Source organism: Streptomyces sp. NPDC030991, assembly GCF_055571235.1.
On record NZ_JBVIFR010000022.1, the window covers coordinates 43,922 to 59,776 of the forward strand.

The window sequence follows — 15,855 nt, forward strand, 5'->3', positions numbered from 1 at the left end:
CCGCAACCAGTACCGGAATTGGGCAGGTGAGGGCCCCGGGCGGGCCGCTGGGGGATGACGAACATCACGCCGGGCCGCCGGAACCGCGACGGGGCGAGTGCGATGGGTCACGTGTGCCAGGTCACCGCCGTCGGGGCGGCTCACGCGTCCGGCCGCACGACCCCGAGTATCGCCATGGAACCGGCCCCGGCGACCGTCACGTTCCGCCCCGGGCGGGGCGCGTGGATGATCGCGCCGTCCCCTATGTACATCCCGACGTGGCTGGCGTCGTCGTGGTAGATGATCAGGTCGCCGGGGCGCATGTCCCCGACGCCGATGTGCTTGAGCTGCTTCCACTGCTCCTGCGACGTACGCGGGATCGGCTTGCCGGCCGCCGCCCACGCCTGCGAGGTCAGCCCCGAGCAGTCGTACGACTTCGGGCCCTCGGCGCCCCACACGTACGGCTTGCCCAGCTGGGCGGTGGCGAACTCGACGGCCGCCTTGCCGGACTTCGTCGCCTTGCCGCCGATCTCCTTCAGGACGCCCGAGGAGAGCCAGTCCGTCTGCGCCTTCTGCTCGGCCTCCTCCTCCAGCTTCTGGAGCCGCTCGCGCTCCTTCTTCTCGAGCCTGCTCTCCAGGGACTGCGCTTCCTTGATCTGCTTCTCGACCTTCTTCTTGGCGGCGGCCTTCTTCTTGCGGCCCTCCTCCAGGTCCTTCCACTTGGCCGAGGCGTCCTCGGCGTACTCGGCGAGGTCCTTCTGCGTCCGGCCCAGCTCGGACAGCAGGTTCTTCGTGGCCTGCTGGCCCTGGTACATCCGGCCCGCGTTGTCGAGGAACTGCTGCGGGTCGCCGGAGAGCATGAACCGGGCCTCGCGCGGCACCCCGCCCGAGCGGTACTGCTCGCGGGCCGCCGCGCCCGCGCCACCCTTGAGCCGCTTCAGCTTCTTCTGGCCCGCCGCGATCTTCTGGGCCAGCTTCACGATCTCGACGGACTGCTTGTCGGCCTTCTCCTCCGCCGCGTTGTACTCGTCGGTGGCGACCGCCGCGTCGTGGTACAGCTTGTCGATCTTCTTGCGGACGGCTTCCAGGTCACGCGTCTCGGCGGCGCTCGGCGCGGATGCGGCGGCGCCGGAGGCCGAAGGGCTGCCTTGGCCGCTCGGGGAGGACGGCTTGGGGGAGGGCGCGGCGTAGGCCGCGCCGGGCGCCGTCAGCACGGTCACGGCGCACACCAGCGCCACGGCCGACATCGTCCACGTACTCCGCTTGCTCATCCGCTATGCCCCCACAGCCGCGACAAACCTGATTTACCGTCAGTAACATGCGTGCGCTCCGGGGATGGTGCCACGTGAGCGCCGAATGCGACAGACCCCGCACCGTGTGACGAACGGCCCGCCGTGATCGTTCCCCTGGACCGGTGAGCAGTCGCCGATCAGCCGGTGAACGGTGCGCGCGGCGCCAATGCCGCCCAGGTCACGGTCAGTTCACCCTGCCGCCACCTGGTGGACCCGTCGACCACCGGCCAGTCCCCCGACAGGGCCCGCGCCGTACGGATCCAGCGCTGTCGTGCCCCGTACGAGGCGTAGGGCGCGGCCGCCGCCCAGGCCCGGTCGAAGTCCCGCAGGAACGCGTGGACCGGCTCGCCGGGGACATTGCGGTGGATCAGCGCCTTGGGCAGCCGCTCGGCCAGGTCGGAGGGGGTGTGCAGGGAGCCGAGCCGGGTCGCGAACGTCACCGTGCGCGGGCCTTCGGGGCCCAGCGCCACCCACACGTGCCGCCGCCCGATCTCGTCGCAGGTGCCTTCCACCAGCAGGCCGCCCAGTGCGAGCCGCCCGCACAGCCGCTCCCAGACCCCGGCGACCTGTTCCTCGTCGTACTGGCGCAGCACGTTCGCGGCGCGGATCAGCAGGGGCGGTGCCGAGAGGGGCAGCTCGAAGCCGCCGTGCCGGAAGGTGAGCCCGTCCCTCGCGTACGGCTCGGCGGCCGCGACCCGCGCCGGATCGATCTCGATGCCGACCACGCGCGCGTGGGGTGCGGTTTCACGCAACCGGGCGAGCAGCTCCACAGCCGTCCAGGGCGCCGCCCCGTAGCCGAGGTCGACGGCGACCGGGTCGGCGGCGCGGCGCAGTGCGGCCCCGTGCGTGGCGGCGATCCAGCGGTCCATGCGGCGCAGCCGGTTGGGGTTGGTGGTTCCTCGCGTCACTGTTCCCACGGGACGGGAAGGGGTACGCGGGCTCATGGCTACGAGGGTATGCGCTGCGCGCGGAGGCGCTTTGGTTGAGGCCCGGACGGTAATGATTCGGCAAACTGGAAATGGAGGAGCGGGCTCCGGCGTTGCCGCCCTTGGACGGGGCTTCTGCCCTCTCCGCGCCGTGCCCGCAGTACCGCCAGCAGTACGCCCCACCGAGGAGGGCCCGCCACGTGAGCCAGTACGTGACCAGGTTCCGCCGTTCCGGGGGTGCTCCGGCCCGGCTGAGGTTCTCCGGCGGCTCCCGGCGGCCCCGCCGCATCGCCATGCTCAGCGTGCACACCTCACCGCTGCACCAGCCCGGCACGGGCGACGCGGGCGGCATGAACGTCTACATCGTGGAGCTGGCCAAGCGCCTCGCCGCGATCAACGTCGAGGTCGAGATCTTCACCCGCGCCACCACCGGCGGCCTGCCCCCCGAGGTCGAGCTCGCCCCCGGCGTCCTGGTCCGCCACGTGGACGCGGGGCCCTACGAGGGCCTCGCCAAGGAGGAGCTGCCGGCCCAGCTGTGCGCCTTCACCCATGGCGTGATGCAGGCGTGGGCCGGCCACCGCCCCGGCCACTACGACCTCGTGCACTCGCACTACTGGCTGTCCGGGCACGTCGGCTGGCTGGCCGCCGAGCGCTGGGGCGTGCCGCTGGTGCACGCCATGCACACCATGGCCAAGGTCAAGAACGCGGCTCTCGCCGAGGGCGACACCCCCGAGCCCCCGGCCCGCGTCATCGGCGAGACCCAGATCGTGCGCGCCGCCGACCGGCTCATCGCCAACACCGCCGAGGAGGCCGACGAGCTGGTCCGCCACTACGAGGCCGACCCCGGCAAGGTCGCCGTCGTGCACCCGGGCGTGAACCTGGAGCGCTTCCGCCCCGGTGACGGCCGCGCCGCCGCCCGGGCCAGGCTCGGCCTGCCGCAGGACGCCCTCGTGCCGCTCTTCGCCGGCCGCATCCAGCCGCTGAAGGCCCCCGACATCCTGCTCAGGGCCGTCGCCGTACTCCTCGACGAGCGGCCCGAGCTGCGCGCGCGGCTCGTCGTGCCGGTGGTCGGCGGCCCGAGCGGCAGCGGCCTTGCCAAGCCCGCCGCCCTGCAGAAGCTCGCGGCCCGGCTCGGCATCGCCGACGTCGTCCGTTTCCACCCGCCGGTCGGCCAGGACCAGCTCGCCGACTGGTTCCGCGCCGCGTCCCTCCTGGTGATGCCGTCCTACAGCGAGTCCTTCGGGCTCGTCGCCATAGAGGCGCAGGCCGCGGGGACGCCCGTCCTCGCCGCGTCGGTGGGCGGTCTCCCCGTGGCCGTGCGGCACGAGGAGACCGGCTTCCTCGTCGACGGTCACGAACCCGCGCACTACGCGCGCGTGCTGCGGGAGTTCGCCGACCATCCCCACCTTGTGGACAGCCTGGGCGGCGCCGCGGCCCGGCACGCCCAGCACTTCGGCTGGGACACGGCGGCCTCGGCGACGGCCGACGTGTACACCGCGGCCATGCTGGAACACCGCCGTCACGTACCCTCGCACCATGGCTGACCACCTCAAGGCCGCGGAGATCGTCGAGGCTGCGCTCAAGGACGCCGAGCTGGCGTGGGAGTGCCCCCAGGCGGGCTCGTACGTGGTCACCCTGCCGGGCACACGCAAGCTCTCCACGACGCTCTCGCTGCGCCTGGGCCGCCACAGTCTGTCCCTGAACGCCTTCGTGATCCGGCACCCGGACGAGAACGAGGGCGCGGTCCACCGCTGGCTCCTGGAGCGCAATCTGCGCCTGTACGGCGTGAGTTACGCGGTCGACCCGCTCGGCGACATCTACCTCACCGGCAAGCTCCCGCTGGCCGCCGTCACACCCGACGAGCTCGACCGGCTGCTCGGCTCGGTCCTCGAAGCGGCCGACGGGGCGTTCAACACTCTCCTGGAGCTGGGTTTCGCGAGCGCGATCCGCAAGGAGTACGAGTGGCGGGTCGCGCGCGGCGAGTCCACGCGCAACCTGGACGCGTTCACGCATCTGATCGAGCGCCCCGCCAAGTAGTCGGAGCGGCCGGAGAGGGCAGCAGCCCCGCGTAGCCCCCGTATTGCCCATACAACTCGCCGTGTCGCGACCTCTTCCGTGCACGCGGTCGCCGTGGCATGCTCGCGCCCGGCACTCACGTGAACATCGTTCACGTACATGTACGTGGCCATACTCGTACGTCGGTGAAGGGTGGCAGCGGTGCGGGACCTCAGTAGACGCGGCGTGTTGGGCGGGGCGATCGCGGTGGCGGCCACCGCCGTGACCGGAACCGGAACCGGAGCGGGAAGCGCGGCCGCGCACGCCGGCGCCGGCCACGTCCCGGGCATCTGGCGGGAGTTCACCAGAGCCCCCTTCACGCATCCCCAGATCCCGTACGTCGGCCGCGCCGGACACCGCACGGGCCGCGGCCACTTCGACCGCCCGCGGCGCGTCCTGCGGGCCGAGTCCTACGGCGCGGTCGCCGACGGCACGACCGACAGCGCCCCCGCGATCAACCGTGCCCTCGCCGCCGCCGGAAAGGCCGGCGGAGGCACGGTGCTCCTGCGTCCGGGCACGTACCGCGTCGACGACCTGATCCACATCGGCCACGACGACGTGGTGCTCAAGGGCGCGGGCAGCGGCCGCACCAAGCTGTACGCCACCAAGAACCTCACCGAACTCATCGGCGTCTACGGCTCCCGCTACGGCGGCGACAAATCGTCCTGGTCCTGGGCGGGCGGCCTGATCTGGCTCTGCCCGGAGGAGCGGTTCCGGACGCTCACGGACGCGATCAGGGCGAAAGCCTGGCCGTTCGAGGGCTGGACCGGCAACAAGCGCGACGCATGGCGGACCCTGACCACGGTCGACCCTGCCGCACGCGGCTCCTGGTCCGTCACCGTCGCCGACGCCCGCCGGCTCCACCCGGGTGACCTGGTCCTGCTGCGCCTCGCCGACGACGCGGACCACACGCTCCTGGAACACATGGCGGGCGGCGGCCCCGGCCCCGAGTCCTACTTCTGGGACGACAAGACCAAACTCACCTCCTACGTTCCCTACGAGTGGCCGGTGCGCATCGCCTCGGTACGGCGGAACCGGGTCACCTTCGAACGCCCGCTGCCCCTCGACGTACGCCCCGAATGGGACCCGCGGATCACCACCCACGTCACCGCGCTGACCGGCGCGGGGGTCGAGGGCCTGACGCTCGAAGCGGTCGAGACCCCGCAGTCGCCGCACCTCCTCGACAAGGGCTACAACGGCGTCGCGCTGCAATGCACGTACGACTGCTGGGTCGACGACGTCGCCGTCCGGAACGTCGACAACGGCTTCGGGTTCGTCGCCGCCTCCGCCTCGACGCTGCGCCGCACCAGCGTCGGCGGTCGCGGCGCGCACCACCCGTACTACTGCCGCGAGGGCTCGCACGACAACCTGGTCGAGGACTTCACGATCGAGGCGCGCACGGTCGCCGCGCCCGCGGGCACGCAGCTGCACGGCATCAACGTGGAGGGGCTGTCCTCGTACAACGTCTGGTCACGCGGCCGGATGGCGATGGGCACCTTCGACTCGCACCGCGGCATGCCGTTCGCCAACGTCCGCACGGACATCACGGTCGACAACACCGGACAGCACGGCGGCGACGCCTCCGCGGGACCGCTGTTCGGCGCGCGCTTCACCCACTGGAACATCAGGGTCACCAACGAGCGGGCGGGGCTGATGAAGATCGACGGGCTCGCGCCGTGGAGCGCGACGGTCGCCGTCAACACGGTCCGCGAGTTCGGGCAGATCGACGTCCCGGACTTCACCGGCGCCCTCAACTCCCGCCTGGAGCTGTACGGAACGACGGACGCGGTCCGCCCGGTCAACCTGTACGAGGCCCAACGCGCCCTGCGCTGAGCCCCGTCCGGCCCCGCTGTCCGCTACCCGAGGGCGACCATCCGCACGACGGTCACGGTGAGCACGGTCCCCGAGACGTAGTAGAGGACGATCGCCCCGCCGACCGTCGCCTCGCGGCGATCACGCTCACCGGTCACCGAGGTGGAGCCGTGCCCGTACGGGTCGTGGGCGAGAGTGCGGCCCATCTCGGCACGGAAACCGTCCGGGTCCGCCATCTTGGCCAGGGTGTCGTCGGCCGGCGGGGCATACGCGATACGGCAGGGGCTGCGCCTGCGGCGACGGCTCAAGCCGGGCCCCGCCTCTCCGCCTCGTCCCGGGCCAGCCGGGCGAGGATCGCCTCGGCCTCGGGATCGGGCACGGCCTCCAGCATCCAGTGCCGCATGACGGCGTGGATCTCGCCCACCCCGGCCCCGTTGATGGCCCGGTCGAACTCCGTGCGGCGCCGCGGCGGCAGCGCCGCCCGGATCGCCGGAATGCTGTTGGGCACGGACACCTCGACCCCGTCCACGAGCGTTCTGGGCGGTTCGTCGGTCCTGGAGACGTCGGACATGTACGGTCCCGTACCCGTCGGAGCGTAGCGTCAAGCCCGGGCCACGGGGGCCTGGAGTTCCGTCACCCAGTCGTCACGGTTCTCCGGGCACTCCAGGTTGACCTCGCGCGGGTACCCGGCCGACCGGTAGCCGTTGGCGTCGATCCAGCGGGCCAGGCTCTGCGCCGTGGGCAGCACGGTGTCCATCGGGCCGCGGTGCACGATGGTCGCCGCCTGGGCGAAGGGCGGCAGGTCGACGACCCGGAGGGCGCTCTCGTGGAGGGCGCCTTCCTCGGTGGGGGCGGCGGTGGAGGCCGGGACCTGCACCGCGGCGTGGACGGTGATCCGACCGTCGCCCTCCGGGGCGTCCTCGTAGGAGGCGACCCCCGGCCCCGAGGGGGTGATGCCCGCCTCGTCCAGGCGCCGGAAGAGCTCGATGTAGAGGGGGCCGATGACGGGGCCGATGGCCCCGGGTTCGAAACTCGCGGCCGTCGCGGTCAGCTCCGCGACCCGCACGGCGGGAACGCTCTTGATGACGATGTCGTTCGTGGGCATGTGCCCCTCGCTCTCGATGGCCCGGAGCCTCGCCTCGACCTGCACCAGCCTGGCCCCCGCGGCGGCCACGGCACTCTCCAGCTCGGCGCGTCGCAGCCGCAGCATGCCGCGCAGCTCCTCCGTGGTGACCTTCCCGTCCACGATGTCCCGCACCTGCTGGAGGCTGAAGCCGAGGTCCTTGAGCGCGATGACCCGGTTCAGGCGGGCCAACTGGGCGGCGGTGTAGTGGCGGTAACCGGTGGCGGGGTCGACATGAGCCGGGCGCAGCAGGCCGGTGGCGTCGTAGTGACGCAGCATCCGGACCGATACGCGGCCGTGCCGGGCGAAGTCTCCGATGGTGAACATGGTGTCTCCGAGTTCAGCGCCTGACACGGTGTGAGGGTCAAGCGACCCGGCTCACGGAGTCGACGGGGGCGGGCTCGGCGACGGGGACCCGCACGACCGCAGGCTCCCGCTCGGACAGCCCGCGCATCAGCGCCCAGTACCCGGCCGCGGTCACCGTGCCGAGGACCGCGCACCCCGCCCACAGCCACCGCGCGCCCGCGGAGTCGATCACCCAGCCGCCGGCCAGCGGGGCGACCAGGGCCGCGGCGGACCACGAGGTCGTGTAGACGCCCTGGTAGCGGCCTCGGCCCTCGGCGGGGGCGAGGCGGGCGACGAGGCCGGACTGGGTCGGCGCGTTGACCATCTCGCCCAGCGTCCACACCGCGACGGTCAGCGCGTACGTGGCCAGCGACCCGGCGAACGCGGTGAGGGCGAAGCCGTAGCCGATGAAGAGCGAGGAGACGGTCAACAGGCGGCCGGGGTCGCGGCGTTCGATGAAGCGGGTCAGCGGGATCTGGAGGGCCACGATGATGACGCCGTTGACGGCGGCGACGAGACCGACGTCCGCGCTGGAGAACCCTTCCTGGCCCATGACGATCGGCAGCCCGACCGAGCTCTGCGTGAACACGACGGCGACGAGGAAGGAGAGCCCCACCATGAGCATGAAGCGCCCGTCGCGCAGCACGGTCCCCATGGTGACGGTGGGCCGCTGGACGGCGCCGGGCACGACGGTGCGCTCGGGCCGCGACTCCTTCACCTTCACGAAGACGACGCAGGCGCAGGCCAGCGTCATGACGGCCTCGACGAGGAAGCCGAGGGTGTAGCTGTGGGCGACGAGGAAACCGGCGTACACGGAGGAGACGGCGAAGCCCAGGTTGATCGCCCAGTAGTTGAGGGAGAAGGCCCGCACCCGGTCCTCGGGGCGCACGATGTCGGCCATCATCGCCTGGATCGCGGGCCGCGACGCGTTCGAGGCGAGGCCGAGCGCGAAGCCGGTCAGGGCGATCGGCACGGGGTCGCGGACGAAGGCGAGGACGGCGACGGTCACGGCGGTGGCGAGCTGCGCGCCGAGCAGCGTCGGCCGACGCCCGAGCCGGTCGGCGAGGACCCCGCCCAGCATCGAGGCGATGACGCCGCCGAGCCCGATCAGCGAGGCGACGAGACCGGCGTACGCGGCCGAGAAGTCGCGCTGCGCCGTCAGGTAGAGGGCGAGGAAGGTGAGGACGAAGCCGCCGAGCCGGTTCACCAGGGTGCTGGTCCACAGCCACCAGAACTCGCGCGGGAGCCCGGCGACGGACTCCTTGGTGGCACGTCTGAGCGAGGCGACTGACATGGGTGCATCCCCCGGGTGTGATGTAAGCGGCGCAGCAGGTTTCCGTAACTTACGACCCGGGTACGCGCGCGTGCCATTGAATTGACGGGGACCGTCAATCGGCACGGACCAAGCGGGCCGATTAGTCTTGGCCCCATGGCCGACGCACCGTACAAGCTGATCCTCCTCCGCCACGGCGAGAGCGAATGGAACGCGAAGAACCTGTTCACCGGCTGGGTGGACGTCAACCTGAACGAGAAGGGCGAGAAGGAGGCGATCCGCGGCGGTGAGCTGCTGAAGGACGCCGGCCTGCTCCCGGACGTGGTCCACACCTCGCTCCAGAAGCGCGCGATCCGCACGGCGCAGCTGGCGCTGGAGTCCGCCGACCGCCACTGGATCCCCGTCCACCGCTCGTGGCGCCTGAACGAGCGCCACTACGGCGCCCTCCAGGGCAAGGACAAGGCGCAGACCCTCGCCGAGTTCGGCGAGGAGCAGTTCATGCTGTGGCGCCGCTCCTACGACACCCCGCCGCCGCCGCTCGACCGCGACGCGGAGTACTCGCAGTTCTCCGACCCGCGCTACGCGACGCTCCCGCCGGAGCTGCGCCCGCAGACGGAGTGCCTCAAGGACGTCGTCGTCCGCATGCTCCCGTACTGGTTCGACGGCATCGTCCCGGACCTCCTGACGGGCCGCACGGTCCTCGTCGCCGCCCACGGCAACAGCCTGCGCGCCCTCGTCAAGCACCTCGACGGCATCTCCGACGAGGACATCGCGGGCCTGAACATCCCGACGGGCATCCCGCTCTCCTACGAACTCGACGCCGAGTTCAAGCCGGTGAAGCCGGGCGGCACGTACCTCGACCCGGACGCGGCCGCGGCGGCGATCGAGGCGGTCAAGAACCAGGGCAAGAAGAAGTAACGCGACACCGGTAAGCCCCCGACCTGCGAGTTCTTCGCGGGGCGGGGGCTTTTTGGTGGGGCTGGGCCGTCTCTGGGCCGTCAGGTGCGACGACGCCAGCGGCGGACCCGGATGTCGAGGACGATCAGCAGCGCCACGGGGACGGCGACCTGGGCGGGAGCCTCGGCCCAGAGGGCGAGTGCACCGCCGGCTGTGCCGATGAGCGCGATCGGCAAGTCGCGAGGACAGATGTCGACGCTGACACCTGCGCGTGGGACCATGTGGCCTCCATCTGTGGTCGGTTCCTGGCTAGGTTTCTGAGCGCAGAAATGGAAGCGAATGCCGCCCCTGGACGGGCGGCATTCGCATGCTGCTGGAACTTTCCCATAGTTCTCACGTGCCGGACAAACGTGCAGCTAAAAGCCACTCTGTTCGCTTGCGTAGACGGAGTGTCCACGATGGTGGACAGTCAGAGCACTCCAAGAATGCTCGGAGACTTTGAAGACTCTCCAATCTTTCCAGGAGTCCTGTTGTCGCCCTGTGTCGCTTCGTGCGGGATCCACGCTGCCCGCGTCGTGTTGCTGATGCTGACCTGCGTCACCGTGCGCCGTCTTGTTCTCCGCGCGTTGCTACACGGCATGCTGGCGGGGGTTCGATACCTCGTGGACCGGGCGTCAGGTCTGGTTAGCCGGTTTCCTCAGCCGGTTTGTCAAATCCATTTTGCCAAATCCGTTTGGCCAAGTCGGTTTGGCCTAGCCGATTTGAACCTTGATTTGGAACCTAACTTTTGGGCTGCGAAACGGATCTCAAATATGAGGATCCAAATCGGACGCCGTTTGGGGTCGACTGTCGAAGGCTAAGGGCTGTCCCGTAAATGATCTCTGAGTTGCCTCAGGCAGGGCCGATCGCTGTGTGGTCGCCCCGTCTATCCGGCGAGGGCGAGGTTGTACATCCGGGCGATGCCGAGCATGGCTTGGTGGACTCCGTCGCCTTTGAGGCGGCAGTCGCGGAGGATCTTCCAGGTCTTCGTGCGGGCGAAGACGTGCTCAACGCGGGCGCGGACCTGCTTGTGGGACTTGTTGTGCTCTTGCTTCCAGTCGGGCAGGTCTTCGCCTTTGCGTCGACGGTGGGGCATGACCAGTCCGGTGCCGGGATAGCCGCCGTCGGCGATCGTCATGGTCCGGCCGACGGCGGCCTTGGCGCCGGATTCCTCCCATGCCTTGCAGTCGTTGCGGTTTCCGGGCAAGGGCCGGCCGATCACTACGACCAGGCGGGTATCGGCGTCGATGACGACCTGGTGGTTGGTGGAGTACCGATAGTTCTTCGACTGCGCCGAGATGGTGTGGTCGCGGGTGGGCACCAGGGTGCCGTCCACGATCAGCACGGTGTCCTTGGCGAACCGCTTTCGGGGCTGGAGCGCGAGCCTCGGCCCGAGGTGGTCGATGATGCGGTCCGCCGCCGACTTCGAGACCCCGAACAGCGGGGCGAGCTGGCGCATCGTCAAGTTCGTCCGCCAGTACGCCGCCACCAGCAGAGCACGGTCCTCCAGCGGAAGGTCGGCCCTTTCGGACCACATCCGCACCCTCGCGCCGCAACACGGTCACCAGCTTCCCGAAACAGCGCGGGCTCAGTCCGCTGAACGGGGCTATCCAAGACGGCTCCGACGCCGTGATCACACCAATCACGGCGAGATCGTCTCGCCTTGATCACGCCGTGGGGACCGCCAGCCGCCGGCGGGACGCATCTCGGTCGCCCGGACGGATTCGGCATGAGAGCCTCACGTCCGTGGCTACTGAATCCGAGGTTGGAGAGCTGTTGCAGCAGCGCGGCTGGCGGACGGCATTCACGGTCACTGACAGGGTGAACGCGTGGGCTGCCCTGGTGAGCGTCATCGAGCGCGGCTACGGCGACGACATCTACGAATACGCCAACGACCTCTACTGCCGAAACTGGCTGCACGAGGCGTGGCTCCTGCTGGACGAACACGTCGTCCAGCTCTGGACCCCGCGGATCAAAGCTCTGGACGACCGGTACAAGGCCGCGACCATGGACGACGACGGCCAAGCACTCGATCAGTTCCAAAGGCTGCCCGGCCCCGATCTGTGGTGGTGGCGGCGCCACCCCCGCATCCTTACCGGAGACCTCGGGCGTTCGCTTCGCTCGGCCGGTGCCATCGGCGCTGACTCGGACACTGCATGACCCTCAGCCTCGTGGGATTACGGGACAGCGCTTAGCGCCGGTCCTGGTGCTGCCGGGACGGTCCGTGCCAGACGCGTGCCAGATCCTGCGGGGGACAACGGGCAACCGAGCCGACGGCCACCAAGCGCCAAGACCGCTTCGCCGCAAGTTAGCGTCACAGCGAGCCCGAGATCACCTTAGCTTCCCAAGCTGAGGGCTCGGCCATCATCACTACGACCCAACTACCGCGGGTGCAGCGGCCAGCGGGCCACAGCAGGCGTCTAGCGTCGGTCGGGGTGCAACTCGGTGGGACGCGCAAAAGGAAGTCCCGGTTGATGCAGATGTAACGAGCCACATCGACCCGGAGGGTCCGGTCAGTTCAAGATCCCTCACCATGGATTTGGCCCACTGTCCACGACCTTCCTGGAGAGGGACGGCTACATCTCGGCGTCCTCTTCTTCCTCTTCTTTCGCACCGCCCTTGGTGTAGTCGTCCACCCATCGCCACTCATGTCTGCAGTTGCCGATGGCGTGGCCACGAGGGTTCAGGCACTGGAAGCGCCGGTAGCCGCTTACGTCACCGGTGTAGGGCGGCCGGGGTGCAGGGGTGTTGAGACTGGAGCTGTCGTCCTGTTCCGCAGCGGCTTGATCAAGGATGCGGGCAACCTCAGCAAGGATGCCGCCGGACTCCTTGGCCTCCCCCTCGTCGTCGGTCACGGTCGCCCAGGAGTGAGCGGCAGCGATAACGCCTCCAACCACGGCAGCAGCCACCCCGATCACCCCCGCCTTGCCGGTGGGCCCAAGCTTGTTCCAGGCATCAGTTACACGCCGCCGCAGCGGCTTTCGCTCGACGTCGTCTTCTGGCGGGGGTCCAGATGGCGGTTCGGGCGATCGTGGTCCATCAGTCATGTGTCCCTCTTGGCGGAGAGTTGCCAGGGACGTCCATTTTGGCAGTCAGACCGTTCCCTTCAGAGCTGGAACCTCGGAAGTCGACCGCGCGCCTGGGAACCTAGAGGCCGGCACTGACAACGGCCACGTATTGCGATTGACCGCTGAGCGTTGCGTGTCTAACTGCGTGACAACGCAGGCGAACAGCGGCGAACAGGCCCGGACGTCTGCGAACCGTCAGTGCAGGTGAGAGCCACACCAGTCCAAGGCAACACCCCCACCTAAGTTGCTTCGGGACGAAGAGGTCCATGACCCATCGAGCGGCGAACCGCGGAGAGCCATGGTGGCGCTGGCATCGCGGAGCCCGACGGCCCCTCACTGTTTCAGCTGGCGAGGGGCAGTACACCTGCGGGTGGAGTGGGGTTTGAACCCACGGTGGTTTGCGCCAACCGCCGACGGGCCCACACCCGGCCGACAGGACGCAACGTATGGTTCCGAACCGGGGAGCTCGAGTTGGCCTATGGACTAGCTTGCGGCCATGCCGTCGTCTTCGAACCCACTGTGGCTGCGCTACGAGCAGTCTGTCCGCACCATGCTGAGCACTCTGGACTCTTCTGCCAAGGTGGTCCATAACGAGAACGTTCCTGGCCGACTAAGCGGCAAGAAGCGCCAGATAGACGTTCTGGCAACTGGGACAGTCGTCGGCCAGGAGGTGACCGTGGCCGTCGAGTGCAAGCGCCATGGGCGACCGGTCAACATCCAACTGGTGGATCAATTCATTGGCAAGCTCCTGGACATCGGGGCCGACCGGGGCATCCTCTACTCCTTCGAAGGGTTCACCAGCAGCGCAGTGTCACGAGCTATCGGTTCCTCCAACCCCCACGTGTCAACCATCGCTCTGAAGACCCCTGGCACGACCATCGGCTACGTTGTGCGGGCTCCTGGGCTGCCGAGTGATCTCCTGCACCAGGACCCAGCCCCTCAGTGGGTGGAAGAGATGGACGACGACGCGTTTCGCGGCTTCCTCACCACCGGTCGCTGGAACAAGTTTTGGGCTTGAGGTCCCACAGAGCTATCCGCCCGGGCCGTACGAGCTCGCCCGACACCACGCAACAACGACAGAAGCCCACGGCACCTGACCTGGCCAGAGCCGTGGGCTTCTCCTGTCCCGCTGGTCAGCGGAAGGGTTGATCAGTAGACCGGCCAGTCAGGCAGCAGCAGCGTGCCAGATCGTACGAGCAGTCTGCTGCCGGCCTTCCCGCCACCGTGTGTCGAAGGCCTGCACGAGGCGGGCAGCCAGCGCGTCGCGCCCCAGGTGGCCGCCTGCGCCTTGCAGCCTCAGGTGATCGGCTGAACATCCATCTCTGTCAGTGTCCGGCCATACTCTTCGGTCATGCGCAGAGGAGCGATCACACGGCAGTCCGTACTCAGCACACTGGCAGAGTACGACGAGTTGGGGCGCGAGACCTTCCTGGCGAAGTACGGCTACAGCAAGGCCCGTACATACGTCCTCGTGCACGAGGGCAGGGACTATGACGCGAAGGCGATCGCAGGAGTGGCGCACAAGTGGGACCACGAACGCGCTCTCAAGTCCTCCGAGTTCAGCGGCGGCAAGGCGCACGCGGTGACCTGGTTGGAGCGCCTTGGTTTCCAAGTCCAAGGGGGAGCCCCCGATTTCAGCGAGCTCGAATTCACTCATTTCCTCATGGAGCTACTCGCTAAGACCGGCCACCGGAACGTATCGCAAGACGTCCTATTGGGCCCAGGGGCTCGCGCGGACATTATCACTGAGTCGCAGGACGCCGTGCTCATCATTGAGGTCAAACGCGTATCGCCGCAGACGAACCTTCGCATTAAAGATGTCGTAAACCAAATGAAGCATTACGGCGGCCTTGCCCGCGCAGCACAGTATGGCGATCATAGGCAGCGCCTTGTTGTGGCAGCTCCTGGAATTTTGGCGAACAAGGGTACGGAGCCACTCGCAAAAAGCGGGATCGAAATTTGGGATGGGCCATGGATCGCTCAGAGGTCGGTGGCTGCGGGCCTGCAAGACGAGGCATCCAAGTTCCTCGCCCCAGAGTACTTCGAGGCCGCTCCACAGAGCGAAGCCCTCGACTTGATTGATAAGCTCACGCAGATGCCTGCCGGACGAGCTACCTGGTCGGCCTACCAGCGCCTTTGCCGAGACATCGCAGAATATCTGTTCTGCCCCCCTTTAAAATCCCCCGTATGGGAGAGTTTGGACGATGCCGAAATGAACCGGCGAGACTTCATCCTCCCCAATTATGCCGACGCTGGCTTTTGGAAATTCACCAGAGATAAATACTTCGCAGACTACGTAGTTGCAGACGCTAAAAATTACACACGCGGGATCGAGAAGCAGGAGATCATCCAGGTCGCCAATTATCTTTCTAAGCATGGAACAGGTCTATTCGCCTTGATTATGACGCGTGTAGAGCCTCAGGAGTCCGCAGTCCATGCAATTAAGAGTCAATGGGTGCAACACGACAAGATGATCGTGGCTCTTACTGATGCCGACATTGTGCAGATGCTGACCGACAGGTCTTTCGGAAACGACCCTAGTGAGGTGATTCGTCAAAAGATCGAAGATTTCCGCCTAGGGGTCTGACGCTGTTGCATGACATAGGCGGTTTGGCGTCCAAATCGTCGCTACCACGTGCACAGCGCACCAGGGGCCAGATGCCGTGTCGTGCCAGACGCGTGCCAGGTCGCGCGGGGAACCAAGGGGAATACCAGGGAGTCGAGCGGTGGCCCACCAGGGGCGCCAGCGCCCTTGGTCGCAGGTCAGCGGGGCGACTGGGGCTAGGAGACCCAAGCTGATGTCACGAGCCACACAGGCCAGGGAAGTGCAGTCAGCGTCGACCAGTAACCTGCGACGATCAGCCGTGGCACGTCTGGAGGCTTCGTGGAAGCTACCGCTCTCATCAGTCCCGATCGGTTGTGGTCGGCGCAAGAGATCCTGGTGCGTCCGAGCCCTGTCCCGGCGGCGGCAGGGATCTACGGGTGGCACTTCAAGCGGCCGCCCCATCCGGGCCTGGACGCTGGGCGCCTGCTCTACGTCGGGATA

The 15,855-nt window shown here is 68.4% G+C and carries 15 protein-coding genes and 1 pseudogene; 7 read left to right on the forward strand and 9 right to left on the reverse strand.

What is annotated here, in order from left to right:
- Positions 1-140: 140 nt before the first annotated feature.
- Both ACZ45E_RS31890 and ACZ45E_RS31895 read right to left on the reverse strand, forming a co-directional pair.
- Positions 141-1,250 carry a C40 family peptidase gene (locus ACZ45E_RS31890; RefSeq protein WP_468227439.1) on the reverse strand — a complete coding sequence of 370 codons (1,110 nt, stop codon included), beginning with the start codon at positions 1,248-1,250 and terminating at the stop codon, positions 141-143.
- Positions 1,251-1,408: 158 nt separating this feature from the next.
- On the reverse strand, positions 1,409-2,215 hold the full coding sequence (locus ACZ45E_RS31895; RefSeq protein WP_468227441.1) for a class I SAM-dependent methyltransferase: 807 nt from the start codon (positions 2,213-2,215) through the stop codon (positions 1,409-1,411).
- A 182-nt stretch (positions 2,216-2,397) separates the two neighbouring features.
- Between ACZ45E_RS31895 and mshA the strand changes: the two genes are divergently transcribed.
- The 3 genes from mshA (at position 2,398) to ACZ45E_RS31910 (ending at position 6,085) form a co-directional block, all read left to right on the forward strand.
- Complete coding sequence (gene mshA, locus ACZ45E_RS31900; RefSeq protein WP_468227444.1) at positions 2,398-3,741, forward strand: D-inositol-3-phosphate glycosyltransferase; 1,344 nt, start codon at positions 2,398-2,400, stop codon at positions 3,739-3,741.
- Positions 3,734-4,234 carry a type III secretion system chaperone family protein gene (locus ACZ45E_RS31905; protein WP_468227447.1) on the forward strand — a complete coding sequence of 167 codons (501 nt, stop codon included), beginning with the start codon at positions 3,734-3,736 and terminating at the stop codon, positions 4,232-4,234. The genes mshA and ACZ45E_RS31905 overlap by 8 nt, the downstream gene beginning before the upstream one ends.
- Positions 4,235-4,414: 180 nt before the next feature.
- Positions 4,415-6,085 (forward strand): glycosyl hydrolase family 28-related protein, encoded by a 1,671-nt coding sequence (locus ACZ45E_RS31910; RefSeq protein ID WP_468227449.1) that lies wholly within the window; start codon positions 4,415-4,417, stop codon positions 6,083-6,085.
- Between the two features lie 23 nt (positions 6,086-6,108).
- On the opposite strand, the gene ACZ45E_RS31915 is transcribed toward ACZ45E_RS31910, so the two are convergent.
- The 4 genes from ACZ45E_RS31915 to ACZ45E_RS31930 form a co-directional block, all read right to left on the reverse strand.
- Positions 6,109-6,300, reverse strand: a complete 192-nt coding sequence (locus ACZ45E_RS31915; RefSeq protein ID WP_468227452.1) for a hypothetical protein — start codon at positions 6,298-6,300, stop codon at positions 6,109-6,111.
- Between the two features lie 68 nt (positions 6,301-6,368).
- Positions 6,369-6,635, reverse strand: coding sequence for a hypothetical protein (locus ACZ45E_RS31920; protein ID WP_468227455.1), 267 nt, complete (start codon positions 6,633-6,635; stop codon positions 6,369-6,371).
- Positions 6,636-6,665: 30 nt separating this feature from the next.
- Complete coding sequence (locus tag ACZ45E_RS31925; RefSeq protein WP_468227458.1) at positions 6,666-7,514, reverse strand: MerR family transcriptional regulator; 849 nt, start codon at positions 7,512-7,514, stop codon at positions 6,666-6,668.
- 37 nt (positions 7,515-7,551) lie between these two features.
- Entirely contained in the window at positions 7,552-8,826 is a 1,275-nt protein-coding gene (locus ACZ45E_RS31930) for an MDR family MFS transporter (RefSeq protein WP_468227461.1), read from the reverse strand.
- Between the two features lie 135 nt (positions 8,827-8,961).
- On the opposite strand from ACZ45E_RS31930, the gene ACZ45E_RS31935 reads away from it, so the two are divergent.
- A complete protein-coding gene (locus ACZ45E_RS31935) occupies positions 8,962-9,723 on the forward strand; it encodes a phosphoglyceromutase (protein WP_468227464.1) in 762 nt (253 codons plus the stop codon).
- Positions 9,724-9,803: 80 nt separating this feature from the next.
- On the opposite strand, the gene ACZ45E_RS31940 is transcribed toward ACZ45E_RS31935, so the two are convergent.
- Both ACZ45E_RS31940 and ACZ45E_RS31945 read right to left on the reverse strand, forming a co-directional pair.
- Entirely contained in the window at positions 9,804-9,983 is a 180-nt protein-coding gene (locus ACZ45E_RS31940; RefSeq protein ID WP_468227467.1) for a hypothetical protein, read from the reverse strand.
- A 644-nt stretch (positions 9,984-10,627) separates the two neighbouring features.
- A pseudogene (locus tag ACZ45E_RS31945) lies at positions 10,628-11,387 on the reverse strand (transposase).
- Positions 11,388-11,487: 100 nt separating this feature from the next.
- Here ACZ45E_RS31945 and ACZ45E_RS31950 point away from each other — a divergent pair.
- The gene (locus ACZ45E_RS31950; protein WP_468227470.1) at positions 11,488-11,901 is read left to right on the forward strand and encodes a hypothetical protein; all 414 of its coding nucleotides are present in this window, start codon (positions 11,488-11,490) and stop codon (positions 11,899-11,901) included.
- Positions 11,902-12,317: 416 nt separating this feature from the next.
- On the opposite strand, the gene ACZ45E_RS31955 is transcribed toward ACZ45E_RS31950, so the two are convergent.
- Positions 12,318-12,596 (reverse strand): hypothetical protein, encoded by a 279-nt coding sequence (locus ACZ45E_RS31955; protein WP_468227472.1) that lies wholly within the window; start codon positions 12,594-12,596, stop codon positions 12,318-12,320.
- Positions 12,597-13,305: 709 nt separating this feature from the next.
- On the opposite strand from ACZ45E_RS31955, the gene ACZ45E_RS31960 reads away from it, so the two are divergent.
- Positions 13,306-13,827 carry a restriction endonuclease gene (locus tag ACZ45E_RS31960; RefSeq protein WP_468227475.1) on the forward strand — a complete coding sequence of 174 codons (522 nt, stop codon included), beginning with the start codon at positions 13,306-13,308 and terminating at the stop codon, positions 13,825-13,827.
- Positions 13,828-14,160: 333 nt separating this feature from the next.
- Entirely contained in the window at positions 14,161-15,396 is a 1,236-nt protein-coding gene (locus ACZ45E_RS31965; protein WP_468227478.1) for a ScoMcrA-related endonuclease, read from the forward strand.
- The last annotated feature ends 459 nt before the right edge of the window (positions 15,397-15,855 follow it).

Coding starts and splice junctions, on each gene's coding strand:
- ACZ45E_RS31965 (WP_468227478.1), top strand. CDS start 14,161: ATGCGCAGAGGAGCGATCACACGGCAGTCCGTACTCAGCACACTGGCA.
- ACZ45E_RS31915 (WP_468227452.1), bottom strand. CDS start 6,300: ATGGCGGACCCGGACGGTTTCCGTGCCGAGATGGGCCGCACTCTCGCC.
- ACZ45E_RS31920 (WP_468227455.1), bottom strand. CDS start 6,635: ATGTCCGACGTCTCCAGGACCGACGAACCGCCCAGAACGCTCGTGGAC.
- ACZ45E_RS31960 (WP_468227475.1), top strand. CDS start 13,306: ATGCCGTCGTCTTCGAACCCACTGTGGCTGCGCTACGAGCAGTCTGTC.
- ACZ45E_RS31935 (WP_468227464.1), top strand. CDS start 8,962: ATGGCCGACGCACCGTACAAGCTGATCCTCCTCCGCCACGGCGAGAGC.
- ACZ45E_RS31905 (WP_468227447.1), top strand. CDS start 3,734: ATGGCTGACCACCTCAAGGCCGCGGAGATCGTCGAGGCTGCGCTCAAG.
- ACZ45E_RS31925 (WP_468227458.1), bottom strand. CDS start 7,514: ATGTTCACCATCGGAGACTTCGCCCGGCACGGCCGCGTATCGGTCCGG.
- ACZ45E_RS31890 (WP_468227439.1), bottom strand. CDS start 1,250: ATGAGCAAGCGGAGTACGTGGACGATGTCGGCCGTGGCGCTGGTGTGC.
- ACZ45E_RS31940 (WP_468227467.1), bottom strand. CDS start 9,983: ATGGTCCCACGCGCAGGTGTCAGCGTCGACATCTGTCCTCGCGACTTG.
- ACZ45E_RS31895 (WP_468227441.1), bottom strand. CDS start 2,215: ATGAGCCCGCGTACCCCTTCCCGTCCCGTGGGAACAGTGACGCGAGGA.
- ACZ45E_RS31930 (WP_468227461.1), bottom strand. CDS start 8,826: ATGTCAGTCGCCTCGCTCAGACGTGCCACCAAGGAGTCCGTCGCCGGG.